Source organism: Streptomyces sp. NPDC052114 (genome assembly GCF_040680155.1).
GTDB lineage: Bacteria > Actinomycetota > Actinomycetes > Streptomycetales > Streptomycetaceae > Streptomyces.
In genome coordinates this window covers 35567-53755 of sequence record NZ_JBFAWC010000003.1, presented here as the reverse complement: position 1 = coordinate 53755, position 18189 = coordinate 35567, and the positions used below count along the sequence as shown (strand labels likewise).

Genomic DNA, 18189 nt, shown 5'->3' with positions numbered 1-18189 from the left:
AGGAGTCACCCGGATGAGCACCACCCAGAGCGAGAGGCTGCGGCAACTACTGGAACCGCTCGTGACCTCCCAGGACCTGGATCTCGAAGAGATCGAAGTGGCCTCGGTCGGACGCAAGCGGGTGCTGAGAGTCGTCATCGACTCCGAGGACGGCGTGGACCTGGACCAGATCGCGGACGTGAGCCGGGCGCTCTCCGCGAAGCTCGACGAGACCGACGCCATGGGCGAGGGGGAGTACGACCTGGAGGTCGGCTCGCCCGGCGCCGAGCGCGCCCTGAGCGAGCACCGCCACTTCGTGCGCGCCGTCGACCGCCTGGTCAAGTTCCAGCTCACCGAGGGCGGCGAGCTGATCGCCCGCATCCTCACCGTGGACGACGAGGGGCTCGACCTGGAGGTCCCCGGCGTGAAGGGCCGCAAGCCCACCACCCGCCGCATCGCCTTCGACGAGATCGACAAGGCGCGCGTGCAGGTCGAGTTCAACCGCAAGGACAAGAAGGAAGAGGAGGCGTAGCCGTGGACATCGACATGAGTGCCCTGCGGGGTCTGGTCCGGGAGAAGGAGATCTCCTTCGACCTGCTTGTCGAGGCGATCGAGTCGGCCCTCCTCATCGCCTACCACCGCACCGACGGCAGCTTCCGCCGCGCGCGCGTGAAGCTGGACCGCGAGAGCGGCCATGTGACGGTGTGGGCGACGGAGGACCCGGCGGACCTCGAAGAGGGCCAGGAGCCCAAGGAGTTCGACGACACCCCGTCCGACTTCGGCCGCATCGCCGCGACCACGGCCAAGCAGGTCATCCTGCAGCGTCTGCGCGACGCCGAGGACGACGCGACCCTCGGCGAGTACGCCGGGCGCGAGGGCGACATCGTCACGGGCGTCGTCCAGCAGGGCCGCGACCCGAAGAACGTGCTGGTCGACATCGGCAAGCTGGAGGCCATCCTGCCGGTGCAGGAGCAGGTCCCCGGCGAGGAGTACCCGCACGGGATGCGCCTTCGTTCGTACGTCGTCCGGGTGGCCAAGGGCGTCCGCGGCCCGTCGGTGACCCTCTCGCGCACGCACCCGAACCTGGTGAAGAAGCTCTTCGCGCTGGAGGTCCCGGAGATCGCCGACGGTTCCGTCGAGATCTCGGCCATCGCCCGCGAGGCCGGCCACCGCACCAAGATCGCGGTCCGCTCGACCCGCTCGGGTCTGAACGCCAAGGGCGCCTGCATCGGCCCGATGGGCAGCCGTGTGCGCAACGTCATGGGCGAGCTGAACGGCGAGAAGATCGACATCGTCGACTGGTCCGACGACCCGGCCGAGATGGTCGCCCACGCGCTCTCCCCGGCCCGCGTCAGCAAGGTCGAGGTCGTCGACCTCGCCGCCCGCTCGGCCCGGGTGACCGTGCCGGACTACCAGCTGTCGCTCGCGATCGGCAAGGAGGGGCAGAACGCCCGCCTGGCCGCGCGGCTCACCGGCTGGCGCATCGACATCAGGCCCGACACCGAGCAGCCCGCCGACCAGTAGCGGGTCCGCCGGGCCGGTGGCCGCCGGGAATAAATTCCGGGCGGTCATGGCTTGGATCACGACAGTATGTGGCGAGTAGCCGTTCGATTCTTGCCCCAAAGGGGTGAGGTCGGTGCGGGGAGGTAGACTTAAGCGTGTCTGGCCGGACGCATGCCCGCGCACGCCCTGAGCGCACCTGTGTGGGGTGCCGGGAGCGAGCGGCCAAGAGCGATCTGCTGCGCATCGTGGCGATGGAGGACGCCTGCGTCCCCGATCCAAGCGGTACGCTGCCCGGCCGGGGTGCGTATGTACACCCCGCCCTGGTCTGTCTGGACCTGGCGGTCCGCCGCCGGGCGTTCCCCCGGGCCTTCCGTGCCCAGGGACCGCTCGACACGGAGGCGTTGCGCCGGGCTGTCGAGACAGTTGCCCAGCAGGCAACACCGTAAGACGCGGTCGTACGGAACCCCGTGCGGCCCTGGTACCTCGCGAGTTGGAAGTAGGTCGAGATTGCGATGAGCACTCGATGAGTACGCGATGAGTACGCCCATGAAGTAGCGACGGTCCGGCGTAACCCGGACCTAAAAGGAGCGAAGTGGCTAAGGTCCGGGTATACGAACTCGCCAAGGAGTTCGGCGTGGAGAGCAAGGTCGTCATGGCCAAGCTCCAAGAACTCGGTGAATTCGTACGTTCGGCGTCCTCGACGATCGAGGCGCCCGTGGTACGCAAACTGACTGACGCATTCCAGCAGGGCAGTGGCAACGGCAAGTCCGCCGCCAAGCCCGGGGCGCCGCGCAAGGCCGCCCCCAAGCCGCCGACCCCGTCGGCGCCCTCTCCCGCGCAGGCCGCCCGACCGGGTCCGGTCGCGCCGAAGCCTGCGCCCAAGCCCGCCGCGGCCGAGAAGCCCGCGGCTCCGGCCTCCCCGGCGACCCCGGGCCCGCGCCCGACGCCCGGCCCGAAGCCGCCCGCGCCGAAGCCGGCCCCGGCCTCCCCGGCGCCGTCCGCCCCGGAGTTCACCGCTCCGCCGGCCGCGCCCGCCGCTCCCGCGGCGCCGCAGGCCCCCCGCCCGGGCGCTCGTCCGGGTGCCCCGAAGCCCGGTGGCCGTCCGGCCCCCGGCCAGGGTCAGGGTGGTCAGGGCCAGGGCGGTCGCGGTGACCGTCAGGGTGGTGCCCCGCGCCCCGGTGGCCAGGGTGCTCCCCGTCCCGGCGGTGCCCGTCCCGCGGGTCCGCGTCCGGGCAACAACCCCTTCACCTCTGGTGGCTCCACCGGCATGGCGCGCCCGCAGGCGCCCCGTCCGGGCGGTGCCCCGCGTCCCGGCGGCCAGGGCGGCCCCGGTGGCGCCCCGCGCCCGCAGGGCGGCCAGGGCGGTCCCGGCGGCGCTCCCCGTCCGCAGGGTCAGGGCGGCGCCCGTCCGACCCCGGGCGGCATGCCCCGTCCGCAGGCTCCGCGTCCCGGCGGCGGCCCCGGCGGCAACCGTCCGAACCCGGGCATGATGCCGCAGCGTCCCGCTGCGGGCCCGCGTCCCGGCGGCGGCCCCGGCGGTGGCCGTGGTCCCGGCGGCGGCGGTCGTCCGGGTGGCGGCGGCGGTCGTCCCGGTGGCGGCGGCTTCGCGGGTCGTCCCGGTGGCGGTGGCGGCGGCTTCGCCGGCCGTCCCGGCGGTCCCGGTGGCGGCGGCGGTGCCGGTCGTCCCGGTGGTGGCGGCGGCTTCGGCGGTCGTCCCGGCTTCGGTGGCCGTCCCGGTGGTCCGGGTGGCCGTGGTGGCACGCAGGGCGCCTTCGGCCGTCCCGGCGGTCCCGCGCGTCGCGGTCGCAAGTCGAAGCGGCAGAGGCGCCAGGAGTACGAGGCCATGCAGGCCCCGTCGGTCGGCGGCGTGATGCTGCCTCGCGGCAACGGCGAGACCGTTCGCCTGTCGCGCGGTGCGTCCCTCACCGACTTCGCGGAGAAGATCAACGCCAACCCGGCGTCGCTCGTCGCGGTCATGATGAACCTCGGCGAGATGGTCACGGCCACGCAGTCCGTCTCCGACGAGACGCTGCAGCTCCTCGGCGACGAGATGAACTACACGGTTCAGATCGTCAGCCCCGAGGAGGAGGACCGCGAGCTGCTCGAGTCCTTCGACATCGAGTTCGGCGAGGACGAGGGCGGCGAAGAGGCGCTCATGTCCCGTCCGCCGGTCGTCACCGTCATGGGTCACGTCGACCACGGCAAGACCCGACTGCTCGACGCGATCCGCAAGACGAACGTCGTCGCGGGCGAGGCCGGTGGCATCACCCAGCACATCGGTGCCTACCAGGTCGCGACCGAGGTGAACGGCGAAGAGCGTGCCATCACCTTCATCGACACCCCCGGTCACGAGGCGTTCACCGCCATGCGTGCCCGTGGTGCGAAGTCCACCGACATCGCGATCCTCGTGGTCGCGGCCAACGACGGTGTGATGCCGCAGACGATCGAGGCGCTCAACCACGCCAAGGCGGCCGACGTGCCGATCGTGGTCGCGGTCAACAAGATCGACGTCGAGGGTGCCGACCCGACCAAGGTGCGCGGTCAGCTCACCGAGTTCGGTCTGGTGGCCGAGGAGTACGGCGGCGACACGATGTTCGTCGACATCTCCGCGCGCCAGGGTCAGAACATCGACCAGCTGCTCGAGGCCGTGGTCCTGACCGCGGACGCCTCGCTCGACCTGCGGGCCAACCCGGAGCAGGACGCGCAGGGTATTGCCATCGAGGCCCACCTCGACAAGGGCCGCGGCGCCGTCGCGACCGTCCTCGTCCAGCGCGGTACCCTCCGCGTCGGCGACACGATGGTCGCCGGTGACGCCTACGGCCGCGTCCGCGCGATGCTCGACGACAAGGGCGAGAACGTGGAGGAGGCGGGTCCCTCGACCCCCGTCCTCGTGCTCGGTCTCACCAACGTCCCGGGCGCCGGCGACAACTTCCTGGTCGTCGACGAGGACCGCACGGCCCGTCAGATCGCCGAGAAGCGTGCCGCCCGTGAGCGCAACGCCGCGTTCGCCAAGCGCGTGCGCCGTGTCTCGCTCGAGGACCTGGACAAGGTGCTCAAGGCCGGCGAGATCCAGCAGCTCAACCTCATCATCAAGGGTGACGCTTCTGGTTCCGTCGAGGCCCTGGAGTCCTCCCTGCTCCAGCTGGACGTCGGCGAAGAAGTCGACATCCGCGTCCTGCACCGCGGCGTGGGTGCGGTCACCGAGTCGGACATCGACCTGGCGATGGGCTCCGACGCCATCGTCATCGGCTTCAACGTCCGCGCGGCCGGCCGTGCCGCGCAGATGGCGGAGCGCGAGGGCGTCGACGTCCGCTACTACTCGGTGATCTACCAGGCCATCGAGGAGATCGAGGCGGCCCTCAAGGGCATGCTCAAGCCGGAGTACGAGGAGGTCGAGCTCGGCACCGCGGAGATCCGCGAGGTCTTCCGCTCGTCCAAGCTCGGCAACATCGCGGGTGTGCTCATCCGCTCCGGCGAGGTCAAGCGCAACACCAAGGCCCGCCTGCTCCGCGACGGCAAGGTCATCGCGGAGAACCTCAACATCGAGGGTCTGCGCCGCTTCAAGGACGACGTCACCGAGATCCGCGAAGGCTTCGAGGGCGGTATCAACCTCGGCAACTTCAACGACATCAAGGTCGACGACGTCATCGCGACGTACGAGATGCGCGAGAAGCCGCGCGGCTGATCGACCGCCGCACGGCGGTCGTGACCGAGTGGTCTGTGTCGGGGCCGGTCGACGGGGGAAATCCCGTCGATCGGCCCCGGCCGTTCCGTGTACGGTTCTGGTGTCCCTGCCAAGCGGTTGGCGGGGCACCGAACCCGTACCGGCGGGACATCCGGACACACATGTATGTGGGGACTCTGTCCTTCGATCTGCTCCTCGGCGACGTACATTCGCTGAAGGAGAAACGCTCCGTCGTCCGTCCGATCGTCGCCGAACTCCAGCGCAAGTACGCGGTGAGCGCGGCGGAGGTCGGCGGTCAGGAACTGCACCGGAGGGCCGAGATCGGCCTCGCGGCGGTGTCCGGTGACGCGGGCCATCTCACGGACGTACTGGACCGGTGCGAGCGCCTCGTCGCCGCCCGGCCCGAAGTGGAGCTGTTGTCGGTCCGGCGACGGCTGCACGGCGACGACGACTGAACAAGGCAAGACAAGCCCAGGGAATGCCCGGGGATAAGGGAGACGGACCAGTGGCCGACAACGCGCGGGCGAAAAGGCTGGCGGACCTCATTCGAGAGGTGGTTGCTCAGAAGCTGCAGCGCGGGATCAAGGACCCGCGGCTCGGGACGCACGTGACCATCACGGACACCCGGGTGACCGGCGACCTGCGGGAGGCCACGGTCTTCTACACGGTCTACGGCGACGACGAGGACCGCGCGGCCGCCGCCGCGGGCCTGGAGAGCGCCAAGGGCGTGCTCCGGTCGGCGGTCGGCCAGGCCGCGGGCGTGAAGTTCACCCCGACCCTGGCCTTCGTCGCGGACGCCCTGCCGGACAACGCGCGGGCCATCGAGGACCTGCTCGACAAGGCACGGCTCTCGGACGCCAAGGTGCGGGAGGTCTCCGCGGGCGCCGAGTTCGCGGGCGAGGCGGACCCGTACAAGAAGCCCGAGGACGAGACGGACGGCGACGCCTCAGCATGAGCAAGAGCGGTACCACGCCGGACGGCCTTGTCATCGTCGACAAGCCGTCCGGCTTCACTTCGCACGACGTGGTGGCCAAGATGCGGGGGATCGCCAAGACCCGCCGCGTGGGCCACGCCGGCACCCTCGACCCCATGGCGACGGGCGTCCTCGTGCTCGGCGTGGAGCGCGCCACCAAGCTCCTCGGCCATCTGGCGCTCACCGAGAAGGAGTATCTCGGCACGATCCGCCTCGGCCAGAACACGATCACCGACGACGCCGAGGGCGAGATCACCTCGTCCGCCGACGCCTCGAAGGTGACCCGTGAGGCGATCGACGCGGGCATCGCCAAGCTCTCCGGCGACATCATGCAGGTGCCGTCGAAGGTCAGCGCCATCAAGATCGACGGCAAGCGGTCGTACGCGCGCGCCCGCAAGGGCGAGGACTTCGAGATCCCGGCCCGGCCGGTGAAGGTCTCGGCGTTCACCGTGTACGACGTGCGGGACGCGGTGGCCGAGGACGGCACGCCCGTCCTCGACCTGGTCGTCTCGGTCGTCTGCTCCTCGGGTACGTACATCAGGGCGCTCGCCCGCGACCTCGGCGCGGACCTCGGCGTCGGCGGCCACCTGACCGCGCTGCGCCGCACCCGCGTCGGCCCCTACAAGCTCGACGCGGCCAAGACGCTCGACCAGCTCCAGGAGGAGCTGACCGTGATGCCCGTGGCCGAGGCCGCGGGCCGCGCCTTCCCGCGCTGGGACGTGGACGACAAGCGCGCCCGGCTGCTGCTCAACGGCGTCCGGATCGACATGCCCGAGGAGTACGCGGGCGTGGGCGCCGTCGCCGTCTTCGACCCGCAGGGCACCTTCGTGGTCCTCGCGGAGGAGTCGCGGGGCAAGGCCAAGAGCCTGGCCGTCTTCGCCTGACGCTTTCGTCGTGGAGCGGCGGGCTGCGATCCGCCGCTCCACGATCCCCCCTTCAGAGGTGTATCCATCACCCCGCGCCGATTCACCCCTTCGGGCAGGCGCTCGGAGTGAACCGAGGGAGCGGAAGGGGGCGCGTTCGCGTCGCGTTCTGTCCCGCTGATCACCGCCGACCTACGGTCGAAGGGACGGGGCAGGCCGGGGAGGTTCGAGCATGGCGGGACGGGGCCCGCGGGCCAGGGGCACCGGGGACACGGGGGAGCACGGCGGCCCCGACGCACTCGACCGGGCCCTCGTGCGGTTGTGCGATCTGGCGGGGCGCCCGCGCGGCACGGGCTTCGCGGTCGACGAGCAGGGCACGGTCCTCACCAGTCACGAGGCGGTCGACGGCCTGGCCAGGGTCGTCCTGCACGCGCCGGGCGAGCGGACCTGCGTGGTGCCCGCCGACGCCGTCGTGCCGCTGCCCGACACCGATCTCGCGCTCGTGCGCACCGAGGGCCTGGAGCTGCGGCCCCTGCCCGTCACCGTGCGGGACACGGTGGAGACCGGCACCTATGTGCGGATCGCCGCGCGCGGCTGGCGCGAGGCACGCGTCCTCGGCTGTTCCGAGGTGACGTACACGGCGACGGACCGCTTCCATCTGGTCGGCTCCGCGCTGGAGCTGGCGATCGGCACCGAGGGCGCCGACGCGCTGCGGCTGGGCGGCGGCGCGGCGGGCGGACCGGTCGTGGACGCCGCCTCCGGCGCCGTCCTCGCCGTCCTCGGCACCGCCCTGCTGCCCCAGCCGACCGCCGCCGCACCGGCCGACGAGTCCCCCTTCACGCACCGCCCCGCCGGCTATGCCGTCTCCCTGCGGGACGCGGCCGCCGCCGACCCGGACGGCCCTCTCGCCGAGCTGCTCGTACACAACGCCGCGACCGTTCCCGCGTACGGCGAGGACCTCAACCTCGCGGGCGCGCTGCACCTGACCGCCGTCTCCGCGGGGTCCGACGGACCGCGCCCCGGACCGTGCGAACCGGTCGAACGGCCCGATACGACACGGGAGTTCACCGCCTTCGCGGACGGCTCCGCACGCGTGCTCGCCCTGGTCGGCGACCCCGGCACGGGACGGACGACGGAACTGGCCGCGCTCGCCGCGCGCCGGGCCAAGGGGGCCGGGCCCGCGCCCACGCTGTGGCTGCGCGGCGCCGACCTCCGGGCCACCGACACGTCCGTGGCCGACGCGGTGGAGCGGGCGCTCGACCGGGCGGGACGGATCCTGGCCGCCTCGCGGGAGGCGCCGGAGGGCGGGGACCTCGGCGACATCTCGGCCGACCGGGTGGCACGGCTCGTGCGGGCGGCGGGGCGTCCGCTGCTGGTGCTGCTCGACGGGCCCGAGGAGATGCCGCCCGTGCTCGCCCACCGCCTCGCGGAGTGGAGCCTCGGCACCGACCAGTGGCTGGGCCGGACGGGGACGCGGCTCGTCGTGGCCTGCCGGGGCGAGTACTGGGAACAGGCCGGGGCCTACTTCGACGCGGCGTCGCTGCACGGGCCGGACACCGGGTCGGGGCTCCCCGGTCACGTACGCCTGGACGATCTGCCGGAGCCGCAGGCCCGCCGGGCCCGCGCGCGGTACGACATCCCCGACGGCGCCCTCGCGGCCGCCGACGCCCGGCATCCGCTGGCGCTGCGCCTCCTCGGCGAGGTGCGGGCCGCCCGCCCCGACGCGCCGCCGCCGGGCACCCCGCGCCGCGAGGAGGTCTTCGCCGCGTATCTGGACCTGATGTGCCTGCGGGTCGCGGTGCGCCTCGCGGCGGCGAACGGCCTGCGCGGCAGCGCGGTGCGACGCCTCGCGGCGCGCGTGTCCGGGCAGGTCCACGAGGCGGCGCGGCGGTGCCTGGGCCCCGGACAGGGGGAGCTGGACCGGGCCTCCTTCGAGGCGGTGTTCCCGTGGGGCGCGCTGTCGGGCAGGACGAGCGGCACGGAGTTCCACGGCTGCACGGGATGGGCGTCGGCCGTGCTCACCGAGGGGCTGCTGGTACCGGCCGGTCCCGGCTACCGCTTCGCGCACGAGGAGCTGGCCGACTGGATCCAGGGGATGCATCTGGACGTGGACGGGGCGCTGGCCACCCTGGTCCTGCGCCACCGTGACGCGGCCCGCGACCCCGCCGTCCCCGAGCAGCGCCGCCGCAGGCCGGCCCCGCGGGCCGCGCGCCCCCTGCCGGTGCCGCGCCACCGGATCGGCCCGGTCGTCCAGGCGCTGCTGTCCCTGGGGCGGCAGTGGGGCGCCGCCGAGCTGGCCGCACGCCTGGGCGAGCTGGCGGACACGCTGGTCCAGGGCGCGACCGCGCCGGGGGAGCGCGGCCGTTCGGGCGGGCCGGGCGACGCCGAGTGGTGGGCCCGGCAGCTGTTCGCGGAGGTCCTGCTGCGCGTGCCGGACGCGTCCCCCTACCTCGCGGTGCTCGAACCGCTGGCCGAGCGCGGGGAGTTCGGCACCGGATTCTGGCTGCGGCTGCCCCTGGGCGAGAGCGAGCGGTTCGCGCTGCTGCGGCGGCTCGTCGTGCACGACGGACCGCCGGGGGACCCGGGCCGCTGCCTGGACGCCGTCGCCGAGCTGCTCGCCGCCGACCCCGCGGGCGTACAGCCGCGCCTGGCCCGCTGGTTCACCGACGAGCGGCCGCTGGCCGCCGCGCCCGACGCCACCGTCGCCTCCGCCGCGCAGGCGCTGCTCCACACCCACCGGCACCGCGCCATCGACGACCTCACCGAGGCGCTGGTCGACTGCGCCCACCCCTGCGCCGACGAGCTGCTCGCCGCCCTCGCCGAGGAGGAGCCCGCCGCCGTCTGCCGCGCCGTCGACCGCTGGGCCCACGACGAGCGCCCCGGGCGCCGCGTGGCCGCCGCCGCGTACGGTCCGCTCGCCGCCCCGCACACCAGCGCGGACGCCGACCGCGCGCTCCTGCGCCGGGCCGCTCTGACCCTGCTCGCCCGCCCCGCCGACGAGGCCCTGCACGGCGCCGCGCTCGCCGTCCTCGTCCGCGACCCGTGGACCCGCTCCCGCCACCTGCCGCAGGCCCTCGACCGCTTCGCCGCCTGCGACCCGCAGCTGCCCGCGGGCGCGCTGGCCGCCGCCCTGAGCACCCACCCCGACCCGGTCCTCGACGCCTTCCGGGCCCGGCTGCACGCGCCGGGCCCGGTCCTCGACGACATCCTGTGCGGCCTCACCGACGTGCCCACGCCCGCCCTCGCCCGCCGCGTGGCCACGCTCGTGCACGACCTGGTGGAGGCCCGCCCCGAAGCGGCGGGACCCGCGGCCGCGTCCATCGACCGGCGCCTCGAACAGGGGCCCGGCGTGCGCGCCGTCCTCTACCCACTGGTGGCCGCGCTGCTGCACAGCCGCCCCGCGCGGGTACGGGAGGCCCTGGCCCCCGTGCTCGCCGTGCCCGGCACCCCCGCCTCCCGCGACCTGCGGGCCGAGCTGCTGGACGTGCTGCTCAGCCAGGAGAGGGACTGCGCCGTCCTGGAGAGCGTGCTGCGCTCGGTGGCGGGCGGCGCGGGGGAGTGCGGGGACGCGGGGTGCGAGGGGACGGGGTGCCGGAACACGGAGCGCGGGGACACAGGGTGCGGGGAGGCCCGGGCCCGTGCGCGCGTGCACCGCGTCGGACTGCTGTTCGTGCGCACTCCGGAGGGCGCGTCCCGCTTCGACCGGTGCCTGGTCGAACTGGCCCGCGCCCGGCCCGCCTTCGCCACGCTCCTCGCCCGCTGGCTCGGCGCCGCGCCGCACGAATGGGCCGCGCTGGTCGGCCCGAGCGCCCGCCGCGCGATCGACGACCTCGCGGGCGGCGTACGGGTCCCTGCCTAGCCGGGAGTGACCCCCGCCACCCCCTCCGATGCGAGCGGGGAGGGGTCGGCATGGCAGTCTTAGTCCTGCGTTATCGGCAATGGGAACGTACAGACGTACGTGACAAACACGGGTTCGGCGAGGAGCAAAGAAGTGCAGCGCTGGCGTGGCTTGGAGGACATCCCCCAGGACTGGGGGCGCAGCGTCGTCACCATCGGTTCCTACGACGGTGTGCACCGCGGTCACCAGCTGATCATCGGGCGTGCCGTGGAGCGGGCGCGCGAGCTCGGTGTGCCCGCCGTGGTCGTCACCTTCGACCCCCACCCCAGCGAGGTCGTGCGCCCCGGCAGCCACCCGCCGCTGCTCGCCCCGCACCACCGGCGCGCCGAGCTGATGGCCGACCTCGGCGTGGACGCGCTGCTGATCCTGCCGTTCACCAGCGAGTTCTCGAAGCTGTCGCCCGCCGACTTCGTCGTGAAGGTCCTCGTCGACAAGCTGCACGCCCGCGTGGTCGTCGAGGGCCCCAACTTCCGCTTCGGCCACAAGGCCGCGGGCAACGTCGGCTTCCTGACCGAGCTCGGCCGTACGTACGACTACGAGGTCGACGTCATCGACCTCTTCGTCAGCGGCGAGGCCGGCGGCGGCGAGCCCTTCTCCTCGACCCTGACCCGGCGCCTGGTCGCCGAGGGCGACATGACGGGCGCCGCGGAGATCCTCGGCCGCCCGCACCGCGTCGAGGGCGTCGTCGTGCGCGGCGCCCAGCGCGGCCGCGAGCTCGGCTACCCCACCGCCAACGTGGAGACCCTGCCGCACACCGCCATCCCCGCCGACGGCGTGTACGCCGGATGGCTGCACGTCGAGGGCGAGGCGATGCCCGCGGCGATCTCCGTGGGCACGAACCCGACGTTCGACGGGACCGCGCGGACCGTCGAGGCGTACGCGATCGACCGCGTCGGCCTCGACCTGTACGGCCTGCACGTGGCCGTGGACTTCCTCGCCTTCGTGCGGGGCATGGCGAAGTTCGACTCCATCGACGCGCTGCTCGTCGCGATGGCGGACGACGTGAAGAAGGCGCGGGAACTGGTCGAGGCGGCCGAGGCGTAGGCGCCGGTGGGGGCGGCGCCCCGTCAGGGGCACGGGGAACTGCGCGAGCAACCACGATGTGCCCGCAGTCGCCGAAGCACTGGCCCCGGCAGACGCTAACGCGCCGCCGCCCAGTGGCAGGCGACCTGTGTCTCGCTGCCGCCCGAGAGGACCGCCAGGTCCTCGCCCCGGCACCGCTCCGCCACTCCCGCTCGCTCCGCCTCGCCGGAGGCAAGCACCTGGCATCGCGCGTGGAAGCGACAGCCACCCGGAATGCGTGAGGGGTCCGGCGGCTCACCCGTGAGGACCACGGGGGCACCCGGCGCCTCCGGCAGGACCGACAGCAGGGCCTGCGTATAAGGGTGCTGAGGTGCCGTCAGCACCTCCTCCACCGTGCCGGTCTCCACGATCCGCCCCAGGTACATCACCGCCACGCGGTCCGCGATGTTCCAGGCCAGGCCCAGATCGTGCGTCACCACCAGCGCGGAAAGGCCGAGTTCGTCGCGCAGGCGCAGCAGCAGCGCGAGGATCTCGCCGCGCACGGACGCGTCGAGGGACGCCACCGGCTCGTCGGCGACGATGAGTTCCGGCTCCAGGACCAGCGCGCCCGCGATGACGACGCGCTGGCGCTGCCCGCCCGACAGCTCGTGCGGGTAGCGCAGGAAGAACCGCTCCGGCGGGCGCAGACCGGCCCGCGAGAGGGCCTCGGCGACCGCCGCCCGCTCGTCGCCCGCGTACCCGTGGATGCGGAGCCCCTCGGCCACGGCGTCGTACACCGTGTGCCGGGGGTTCAGGGACCCGCTGGGGTCCTGGAGGACCAGCTGGACGCGCTTGCGGTACGCCTTGAGGGCGCGGCTCGCGTAGTCGAGCGGCTGTCCGCCGAACGTCACCTTGCCCGATGTCGGCGGCACCAGGCCGAGCAGCGAACGGGCCAGTGTCGTCTTGCCGCACCCCGACTCCCCGACCAGGGCGACGATCTCGCCCGCCTGGATGTCGAGGTCGACGCCGTCCACCGCCCGCGCGGTCGGGGCGCCGCGGCGGCCGGGGAAGGCGATGTGCAGGTCGGCGGCCGACAGCAGGGGGCCGCCCGGGGTCTCGGTGGTCATGCGCGGCTCCTCGTCAGGGCGCTCTGGTTCACGATGTGCTCTCCGCCGCCGAGGCCGCCGTGGGCTGCGCCGGAAGCTGCGCGCCCGCGTGGACGCACGCCGCGCGGTGGTGCGGGCCCGCGTCCCGCAGGGCCTGGTCCTCCGTGGCGCAGGAGTCGAGGACGACCGGGCAGCGCGGGTGGAAGGTGCAGCCCGCGGGGAGCGCGGCCGGGTCGGGCGGGTCGCCGGGCAGCCCGCGCGGGGCGAACCGCGACGCCGCGTCGCCGATCCGCGGGAAGGCCGCCGACAGGGCCTTGCCGTAGGGGTGCCGGGCGTTCTCGTACACCTCGGCGGCCGGGCCCTCCTCGACGACGCGGCCCGCGTACATCACCGCGAGCCGGTCGCAGGTGTCGGAGAGCACCGCCAGGTCATGGCTGATCATCATCAGGCCGAGGTCCTGCTCGGCCACCAGCTGCTCGATCAGGCGCAGGATCTGGGCCTGGATCATCACGTCCAGCGCGGTGGTCGGCTCGTCGGCGACGATCAGGCGCGGGTCGCAGGCGAGCGCCATCGCGATCATCACGCGCTGGCGCTGGCCGCCGGACAGCTCGTGCGGATACGCGTCCGCGCGGGCGGCGGGCAGCCCCACGTGTTCGAGGAGCTCGCCGACCTTCTTCTTCGCGCCCGTCGGCGTCGCCTTCTTGTGCAGGAGGATCGGCTCGGCGATCTGGTCGCCGATGCGGTGCACGGCGTTCAGGGAGTGCATCGCGCCCTGGAAGACGATCGACGCGCCCGCCCAGCGCACCGCCCGGACCCGACCCCACTTCATGGTGAGGACGTCCTCGCCGTCGAGCAGGATCTCGCCGCTCACCTTCGTGCCCGCGGGCAGCAGCCGCAGCAGCGCCAGGGCCAGCGTGGACTTGCCGCAGCCCGACTCGCCGGCGACGCCGAGCTTCTGCCCGGCGTCGACGGAGAGGTTCACGCCGCGCACGGCGGCGGCGCCGTTCGCGTACGTCACTTCGAGGTTTCTGACGTCGAGGAGACGCGCGTCGTTCGCCTTGGTCATGTCGGTCAACGGGAGGCCCCCAGCCTGGGGTTGAGCACGGATTCCACGGCGCGCCCGCACAGCGTGAACGCGAGCGCGACGACGGCGATGGCGAGACCGGGCGGGGCGAGGTACCACCAGTGCCCGGCGCTGACCGCGCCCGCCTCGCGCGCGTCCTGGAGCAGGCCGCCCCACGAGACGCTCGTCGGGTCGCCGAGGCCGAGGAACGCGAGCGTCGCCTCGGTGAGGATGGCCCCGGAGATCACGAGCGTGGTCTGCGCGAGGACGAGCGGCATGACGTTCGGCAGCACGTGCCGGGTCATGATGTGGCCGTGGCCGCCACCGAGGGCCTGCGCGCGCTCGATGTACGGGCGCGACTCCACCGCGAGGGTCTGCGCGCGCACCAGACGGGCCGTCGTCGGCCAGGTCGTCACGCCGATCGCCAGGATGATCGTCCAGATCGAGCGGGACATCACGGACGCCAGCGCGATGGCGAGCACCAGCGTCGGCATCACCAGGAACCAGTCGGTGACCCGCATGATGACGGTCGCGTACCAGCCCTTGAAGTGACCGGCCGTGATGCCCACGAGCGTGCCGATGGCCACCGAGAGGACGGCCGCGAGCAGCCCCACGGACAGCGAGATGCGCGCGCCCCACACCAGCAGGCCCAGCAGATCGCGCCCGAACTGGTCGGTGCCCAGCGGGAACTCGCCGCTCGGCGACTCCATCGGCTTGCCCGGCGCGTCGGTCACGCTCTGCGCGTCGGAGCCCACCAGCAGCGGCGCGAAGATCGCGGCCAGGGCGATCAGGACGAGCGCGGCGAGGCCGAAGAGCCCGGCCCTGTGGGTGCGGTACTCCCGCCAGAAGCGGGCCGCGGAATGGCGGCGGCGGGTCCAGGCGAGCGACCGCGCGCTCTTGGCGGCGGGCGCCGCCGGGGTGGTCGGTGCGGATTCGGTCGTCATCGGCCCACCCGGGGATCGAGCAGCGGATAGATCACGTCGGCCAGGGTGTTCATCAGGATCACCGCGGTGGAGAAGACGAAGAACAGCCCCTGCACCAGCGGCAGGTCGGGCACGCTCAGCGCCTGGTAGAAGAGCCCGCCGAGCCCCGGCCAGGAGAACACGGTCTCGACGAGGATCGCGCCCGCCACCACCGTGCCGAGATTCACGAACATCAGGGTGACGGTCGGCAGCATGGCGTTCGGCACCGCGTGCCGACGGCGTACGAGGTCGTCGCGGAGCCCCTTGGCGCGCGCGGTCGTCAGATAGTCGCTGCCCATCTCGTCCAGCAGCGAGGACCGCATGACGAGCAGGGTCTGCGCGTACCCGACCGCGACCAGCGTGACGACGGGCAGCACCATGTGGTGCGCGACGTCGAGGACGTAGGCGATCCCCGTCTCGCCGCCCGACTCCAGACCACCCGTCGGGAACATCCCGGGAATCGGCCCGATCCCCACCGCGAAGGTGATGATGAGCAGCAGGCCGAGCCAGAACGACGGCACGGAGTACAGCGTCAGGGCGAGCCCGGTGTGGAAGCGGTCGCCGAGCTTTCCGTTGCGCCAGGCCGTGCGCGTGCCCAGCCAGATGCCGATGAGGGTGTAGAGGACGTACGCCGTTCCGGTGAGCAGCAGCGTCGCCGGCAGCGCCCCGGTGATCTTCTCCATCACGGGGGCGTGGAACTGGTACGACGTGCCGAAGTCACCGCTCAGCACATTGCCGGTGTAGTCCCAGAACTGGGCCATGACCGGCTTGTCGAGGCCGAACTCCTTGCGCATGGCGGCCAGTTGCTCGGCCGAGACGCGCTTGCCGCCCGTCATCTGCTTGACCGGGTCGCCGGGGATCAGCCGGAACAGGAAGAAGCTGGTGACGAGCACGGCGAACAGCGACACGACCGCGCCGCCGAGCTTGCCCAGCACATAGAGGAGATAGGCGCGGGTGTTGCGGGCGCGCGGCCCGCGGGCCGACGGCGCCCCGGCGGTGGCCGGGTCGCCGTCGGCCCCGGAGCCCAGGGGGCCCTCGGTGTCGAGCAGTGCGGGATTGCTGTCAGCGGTCATGCGTTACTCGCGGTCCTCTGCGGTCGAACGGCGGCGCAGGGCGAACAGGACTCCGCTGCCCACGAGCACCACCGCGGCAGCGGCGATACCGATGATGACACCGGTCGAGCTGTCGTCCTTGGAGGAACTCTTCCCATCCGCGGGAACGGCCGACCACCAGCTCCAATATCCGTCCTGGCCGTAGATGTTGCCCGCGGCCGTCGGCATGGTGGTGATGGACTTGATCTGGTCGGTGCGGTAGGCCTCGACGGCGTTCGGATACGCGAGGACGTTCATGTACCCCGAGTCGTACAGCCACGACTCCATCTGCTTGACGATGTCGGCGCGCTTGGCCGGGTCGTACTCGGCGAGCTGCTTGTCGTACAGGTCGTCGTACTTCTTGTCGCAGATGAAGTTGTCGGTGGCGGCGCTCTCCTTGGCCTTCTTCGGCAGCGCGGCGCAGGTGTGGATGCCGAGGACGAAGTCCGGGTCCGGGTTGACGGACCAGCCGTCGAAGGCGAGGTCGTACTCGCCCGCGTACCAGGGCACGGACACGTCGTCGAGGCAGTTGACCTTCAGCCCGATGCCGAGGTCGCCCCACCACTCCTTCAGATACTTCCCGACCGCCTTGTCATTGGGGTCGGTGGCGTGGCACAGGATCCGGAAGTTCAGCGGCTTGCCGTCCTTGCCGACGCGCTCGCCGTCGCCGTTCTTCTTGTACCCGGCCTCGTCGAGGAGCCGCGCGGCCTTCTTCGGGTCGTACGTCATCTCCTGGTCGGCCGAGGGCTTCCAGGCGTACTCGGAGAAGCGCGGCGGAATGTACCCGGCGCCCTCGACGGCCTGCCCCTGGAAGACCTTGTCGACGATCGTCCTGCGGTCCACGGAGAGGAAGAGCGCCTGGCGGACCTTCTTGTCCAGCAGGGCCGGGTTGCCGTCGCCGAACTTCTCGCCGTCCAGGGTCTTGGCGCCCGGGTTGGTGGCGAGCGCGAAGAAGCGCCGCCCCGGCCCCTCGTTGACCTTGATGTTCTCCTCGTTCTTCAGGGACTGGGCCTGCGCGGGAGTGAGTGCGGGCTGCCCGGCGACGAAGGAGACCTCACCCTTGCGCAGGGCGGAGACGGCGGCGTCCTGGTCCTTGTACGTCTTGAAGACCAGCTCGTCGAACTTGGGCGCCCCGCGCCAGAAGTCCTTGTTCGCCTTCAGCCGTACGTACTGGTCGACCTTGTAGTCCGTCAGGATGAACGGACCGTTGCCGACGACGGGGAAGTCCTTGTCGTTGTTGAACTTCGAGATGTCGTCGACCTTCTCCCAGACGTGCTTGGGGACGATCGGCACGTCGAGGGCGGCCATGGTCGCCTGCGGCTTCTTCAGCTCGATGACGAGCTTGGTGGGGCTGGGCGCGGTCACCTTCTTGAAGTTGGTGACGAAGTTGGAGTTCGCGGTGGCGGTGCCCTCCTTGGACATCACCTTGTTGAACGTCCAGGCCGCGTCCTCGGCGGTCGCCTTCTTCCCGTCCGACCACTTCGAGTCGTCCCGGATGGTGTACGTCCAGGTCAGCTTGTCGGCGGACGGCTTCCAGTCCGTGGCGAACCCGGCGATCGCCTTGTTGTCCTTGGCGTCGTAGTTCGTCAGGTACTCGTACGTCAGCCGGTGGATGCTGGTGCTCAGCAGCCGCTGGGCGAGGAAGGGACTGAGCGAGTCGACGCTCTGCGCGACGGCGACGGTGAGCACCTTCTTGCCGTCGTCGGCCTTGGCCTCGGCCCGCTGCGGAGCCGGATTGAGCGGTGTCGCGAGACCGGCCGTAAGGGTGAACGCGGCGGCGCCACCGGCGAGCACGAGCCTCAGGCGGCCGCGGGTGCGGTGCGGTGCCGCTGTCTTCGGTACTGCTGATCTGCCGTGCTGATCTTGTGTGTCCATGGGTCGGTGACCTCGCGTCATCGCTCGCGCAGGGATGGCTGGTTGCACGTAGGTTCCACGTTGGCTTCACGTTGTGTGATCAAGGAACGTCAGCTGGTTGATGTGTGTGTCTACCAGCGCCAGTCTGCGCGCGTCAACGGCAGGTGAACCCCATGTGGCCTGCGGAAATAACGAGTTGACCGGGATTTC

The 18189-nt window shown here is 72.3% G+C and carries 14 protein-coding genes; 9 read left to right on the top strand and 5 right to left on the bottom strand.

The window, feature by feature from the left end:
- Positions 1-13 precede the first annotated feature (13 nt).
- The 9 genes from rimP to AB0L89_RS07135 all read left to right on the top strand — a co-directional run bounded on the left by rimP (position 14) and on the right by AB0L89_RS07135 (position 11945).
- A complete protein-coding gene (rimP, locus tag AB0L89_RS07175; protein ID WP_365135732.1) occupies positions 14-511 on the top strand; it encodes a ribosome maturation factor RimP in 498 nt (165 codons plus the stop codon).
- 2 nt (positions 512-513) lie between these two features.
- Entirely contained in the window at positions 514-1503 is a 990-nt protein-coding gene (nusA, locus tag AB0L89_RS07170; RefSeq protein WP_055701497.1) for a transcription termination factor NusA, read from the top strand.
- Between the two features lie 134 nt (positions 1504-1637).
- On the top strand, positions 1638-1928 hold the full coding sequence (locus tag AB0L89_RS07165) for a YlxR family protein (RefSeq protein WP_079036870.1): 291 nt from the start codon (positions 1638-1640) through the stop codon (positions 1926-1928).
- 146 nt (positions 1929-2074) lie between these two features.
- The gene (gene infB / locus AB0L89_RS07160; protein WP_365135727.1) at positions 2075-5167 is read left to right on the top strand and encodes a translation initiation factor IF-2; all 3093 of its coding nucleotides are present in this window, start codon (positions 2075-2077) and stop codon (positions 5165-5167) included.
- A gap of 161 nt (positions 5168-5328) precedes the next feature.
- Positions 5329-5622 carry a DUF503 domain-containing protein gene (locus AB0L89_RS07155; RefSeq protein ID WP_365135724.1) on the top strand — a complete coding sequence of 98 codons (294 nt, stop codon included), beginning with the start codon at positions 5329-5331 and terminating at the stop codon, positions 5620-5622.
- 50 nt (positions 5623-5672) lie between these two features.
- Entirely contained in the window at positions 5673-6122 is a 450-nt protein-coding gene (gene rbfA, locus AB0L89_RS07150) for a 30S ribosome-binding factor RbfA (RefSeq protein ID WP_055701493.1), read from the top strand.
- Positions 6119-7024, top strand: a complete 906-nt coding sequence (gene truB / locus AB0L89_RS07145) for a tRNA pseudouridine(55) synthase TruB (protein WP_365135721.1) — start codon at positions 6119-6121, stop codon at positions 7022-7024. The genes rbfA and truB overlap by 4 nt, the downstream gene beginning before the upstream one ends.
- 211 nt (positions 7025-7235) lie before the next feature.
- Positions 7236-10862 (top strand): trypsin-like peptidase domain-containing protein, encoded by a 3627-nt coding sequence (locus tag AB0L89_RS07140; RefSeq protein WP_365135718.1) that lies wholly within the window; start codon positions 7236-7238, stop codon positions 10860-10862.
- A gap of 132 nt (positions 10863-10994) precedes the next feature.
- The gene (locus AB0L89_RS07135) at positions 10995-11945 is read left to right on the top strand and encodes a bifunctional riboflavin kinase/FAD synthetase (protein WP_365135715.1); all 951 of its coding nucleotides are present in this window, start codon (positions 10995-10997) and stop codon (positions 11943-11945) included.
- Between the two features lie 95 nt (positions 11946-12040).
- On the opposite strand, the gene AB0L89_RS07130 is transcribed toward AB0L89_RS07135, so the two are convergent.
- Genes AB0L89_RS07130 through AB0L89_RS07110 form a run of 5 tightly spaced genes read right to left on the bottom strand, consistent with a single transcriptional unit; the run spans position 12041 to position 18000 of the window.
- On the bottom strand, positions 12041-13030 hold the full coding sequence (locus AB0L89_RS07130; RefSeq protein ID WP_365135712.1) for an ABC transporter ATP-binding protein: 990 nt from the start codon (positions 13028-13030) through the stop codon (positions 12041-12043).
- Positions 13031-13058: 28 nt separating this feature from the next.
- Positions 13059-14075 carry an ABC transporter ATP-binding protein gene (locus AB0L89_RS07125; RefSeq protein ID WP_365135709.1) on the bottom strand — a complete coding sequence of 339 codons (1017 nt, stop codon included), beginning with the start codon at positions 14073-14075 and terminating at the stop codon, positions 13059-13061.
- Positions 14076-14080: 5 nt separating this feature from the next.
- Positions 14081-15016 (bottom strand): ABC transporter permease, encoded by a 936-nt coding sequence (locus tag AB0L89_RS07120; RefSeq protein ID WP_365135706.1) that lies wholly within the window; start codon positions 15014-15016, stop codon positions 14081-14083.
- The gene (locus tag AB0L89_RS07115; RefSeq protein ID WP_365135703.1) at positions 15013-16107 is read right to left on the bottom strand and encodes an ABC transporter permease; all 1095 of its coding nucleotides are present in this window, start codon (positions 16105-16107) and stop codon (positions 15013-15015) included. The genes AB0L89_RS07120 and AB0L89_RS07115 overlap by 4 nt, the downstream gene beginning before the upstream one ends.
- Before the next feature lie 3 nt (positions 16108-16110).
- Positions 16111-18000, bottom strand: coding sequence for an ABC transporter substrate-binding protein (locus AB0L89_RS07110; RefSeq protein ID WP_365135700.1), 1890 nt, complete (start codon positions 17998-18000; stop codon positions 16111-16113).
- Positions 18001-18189: the final 189 nt, after the last annotated feature.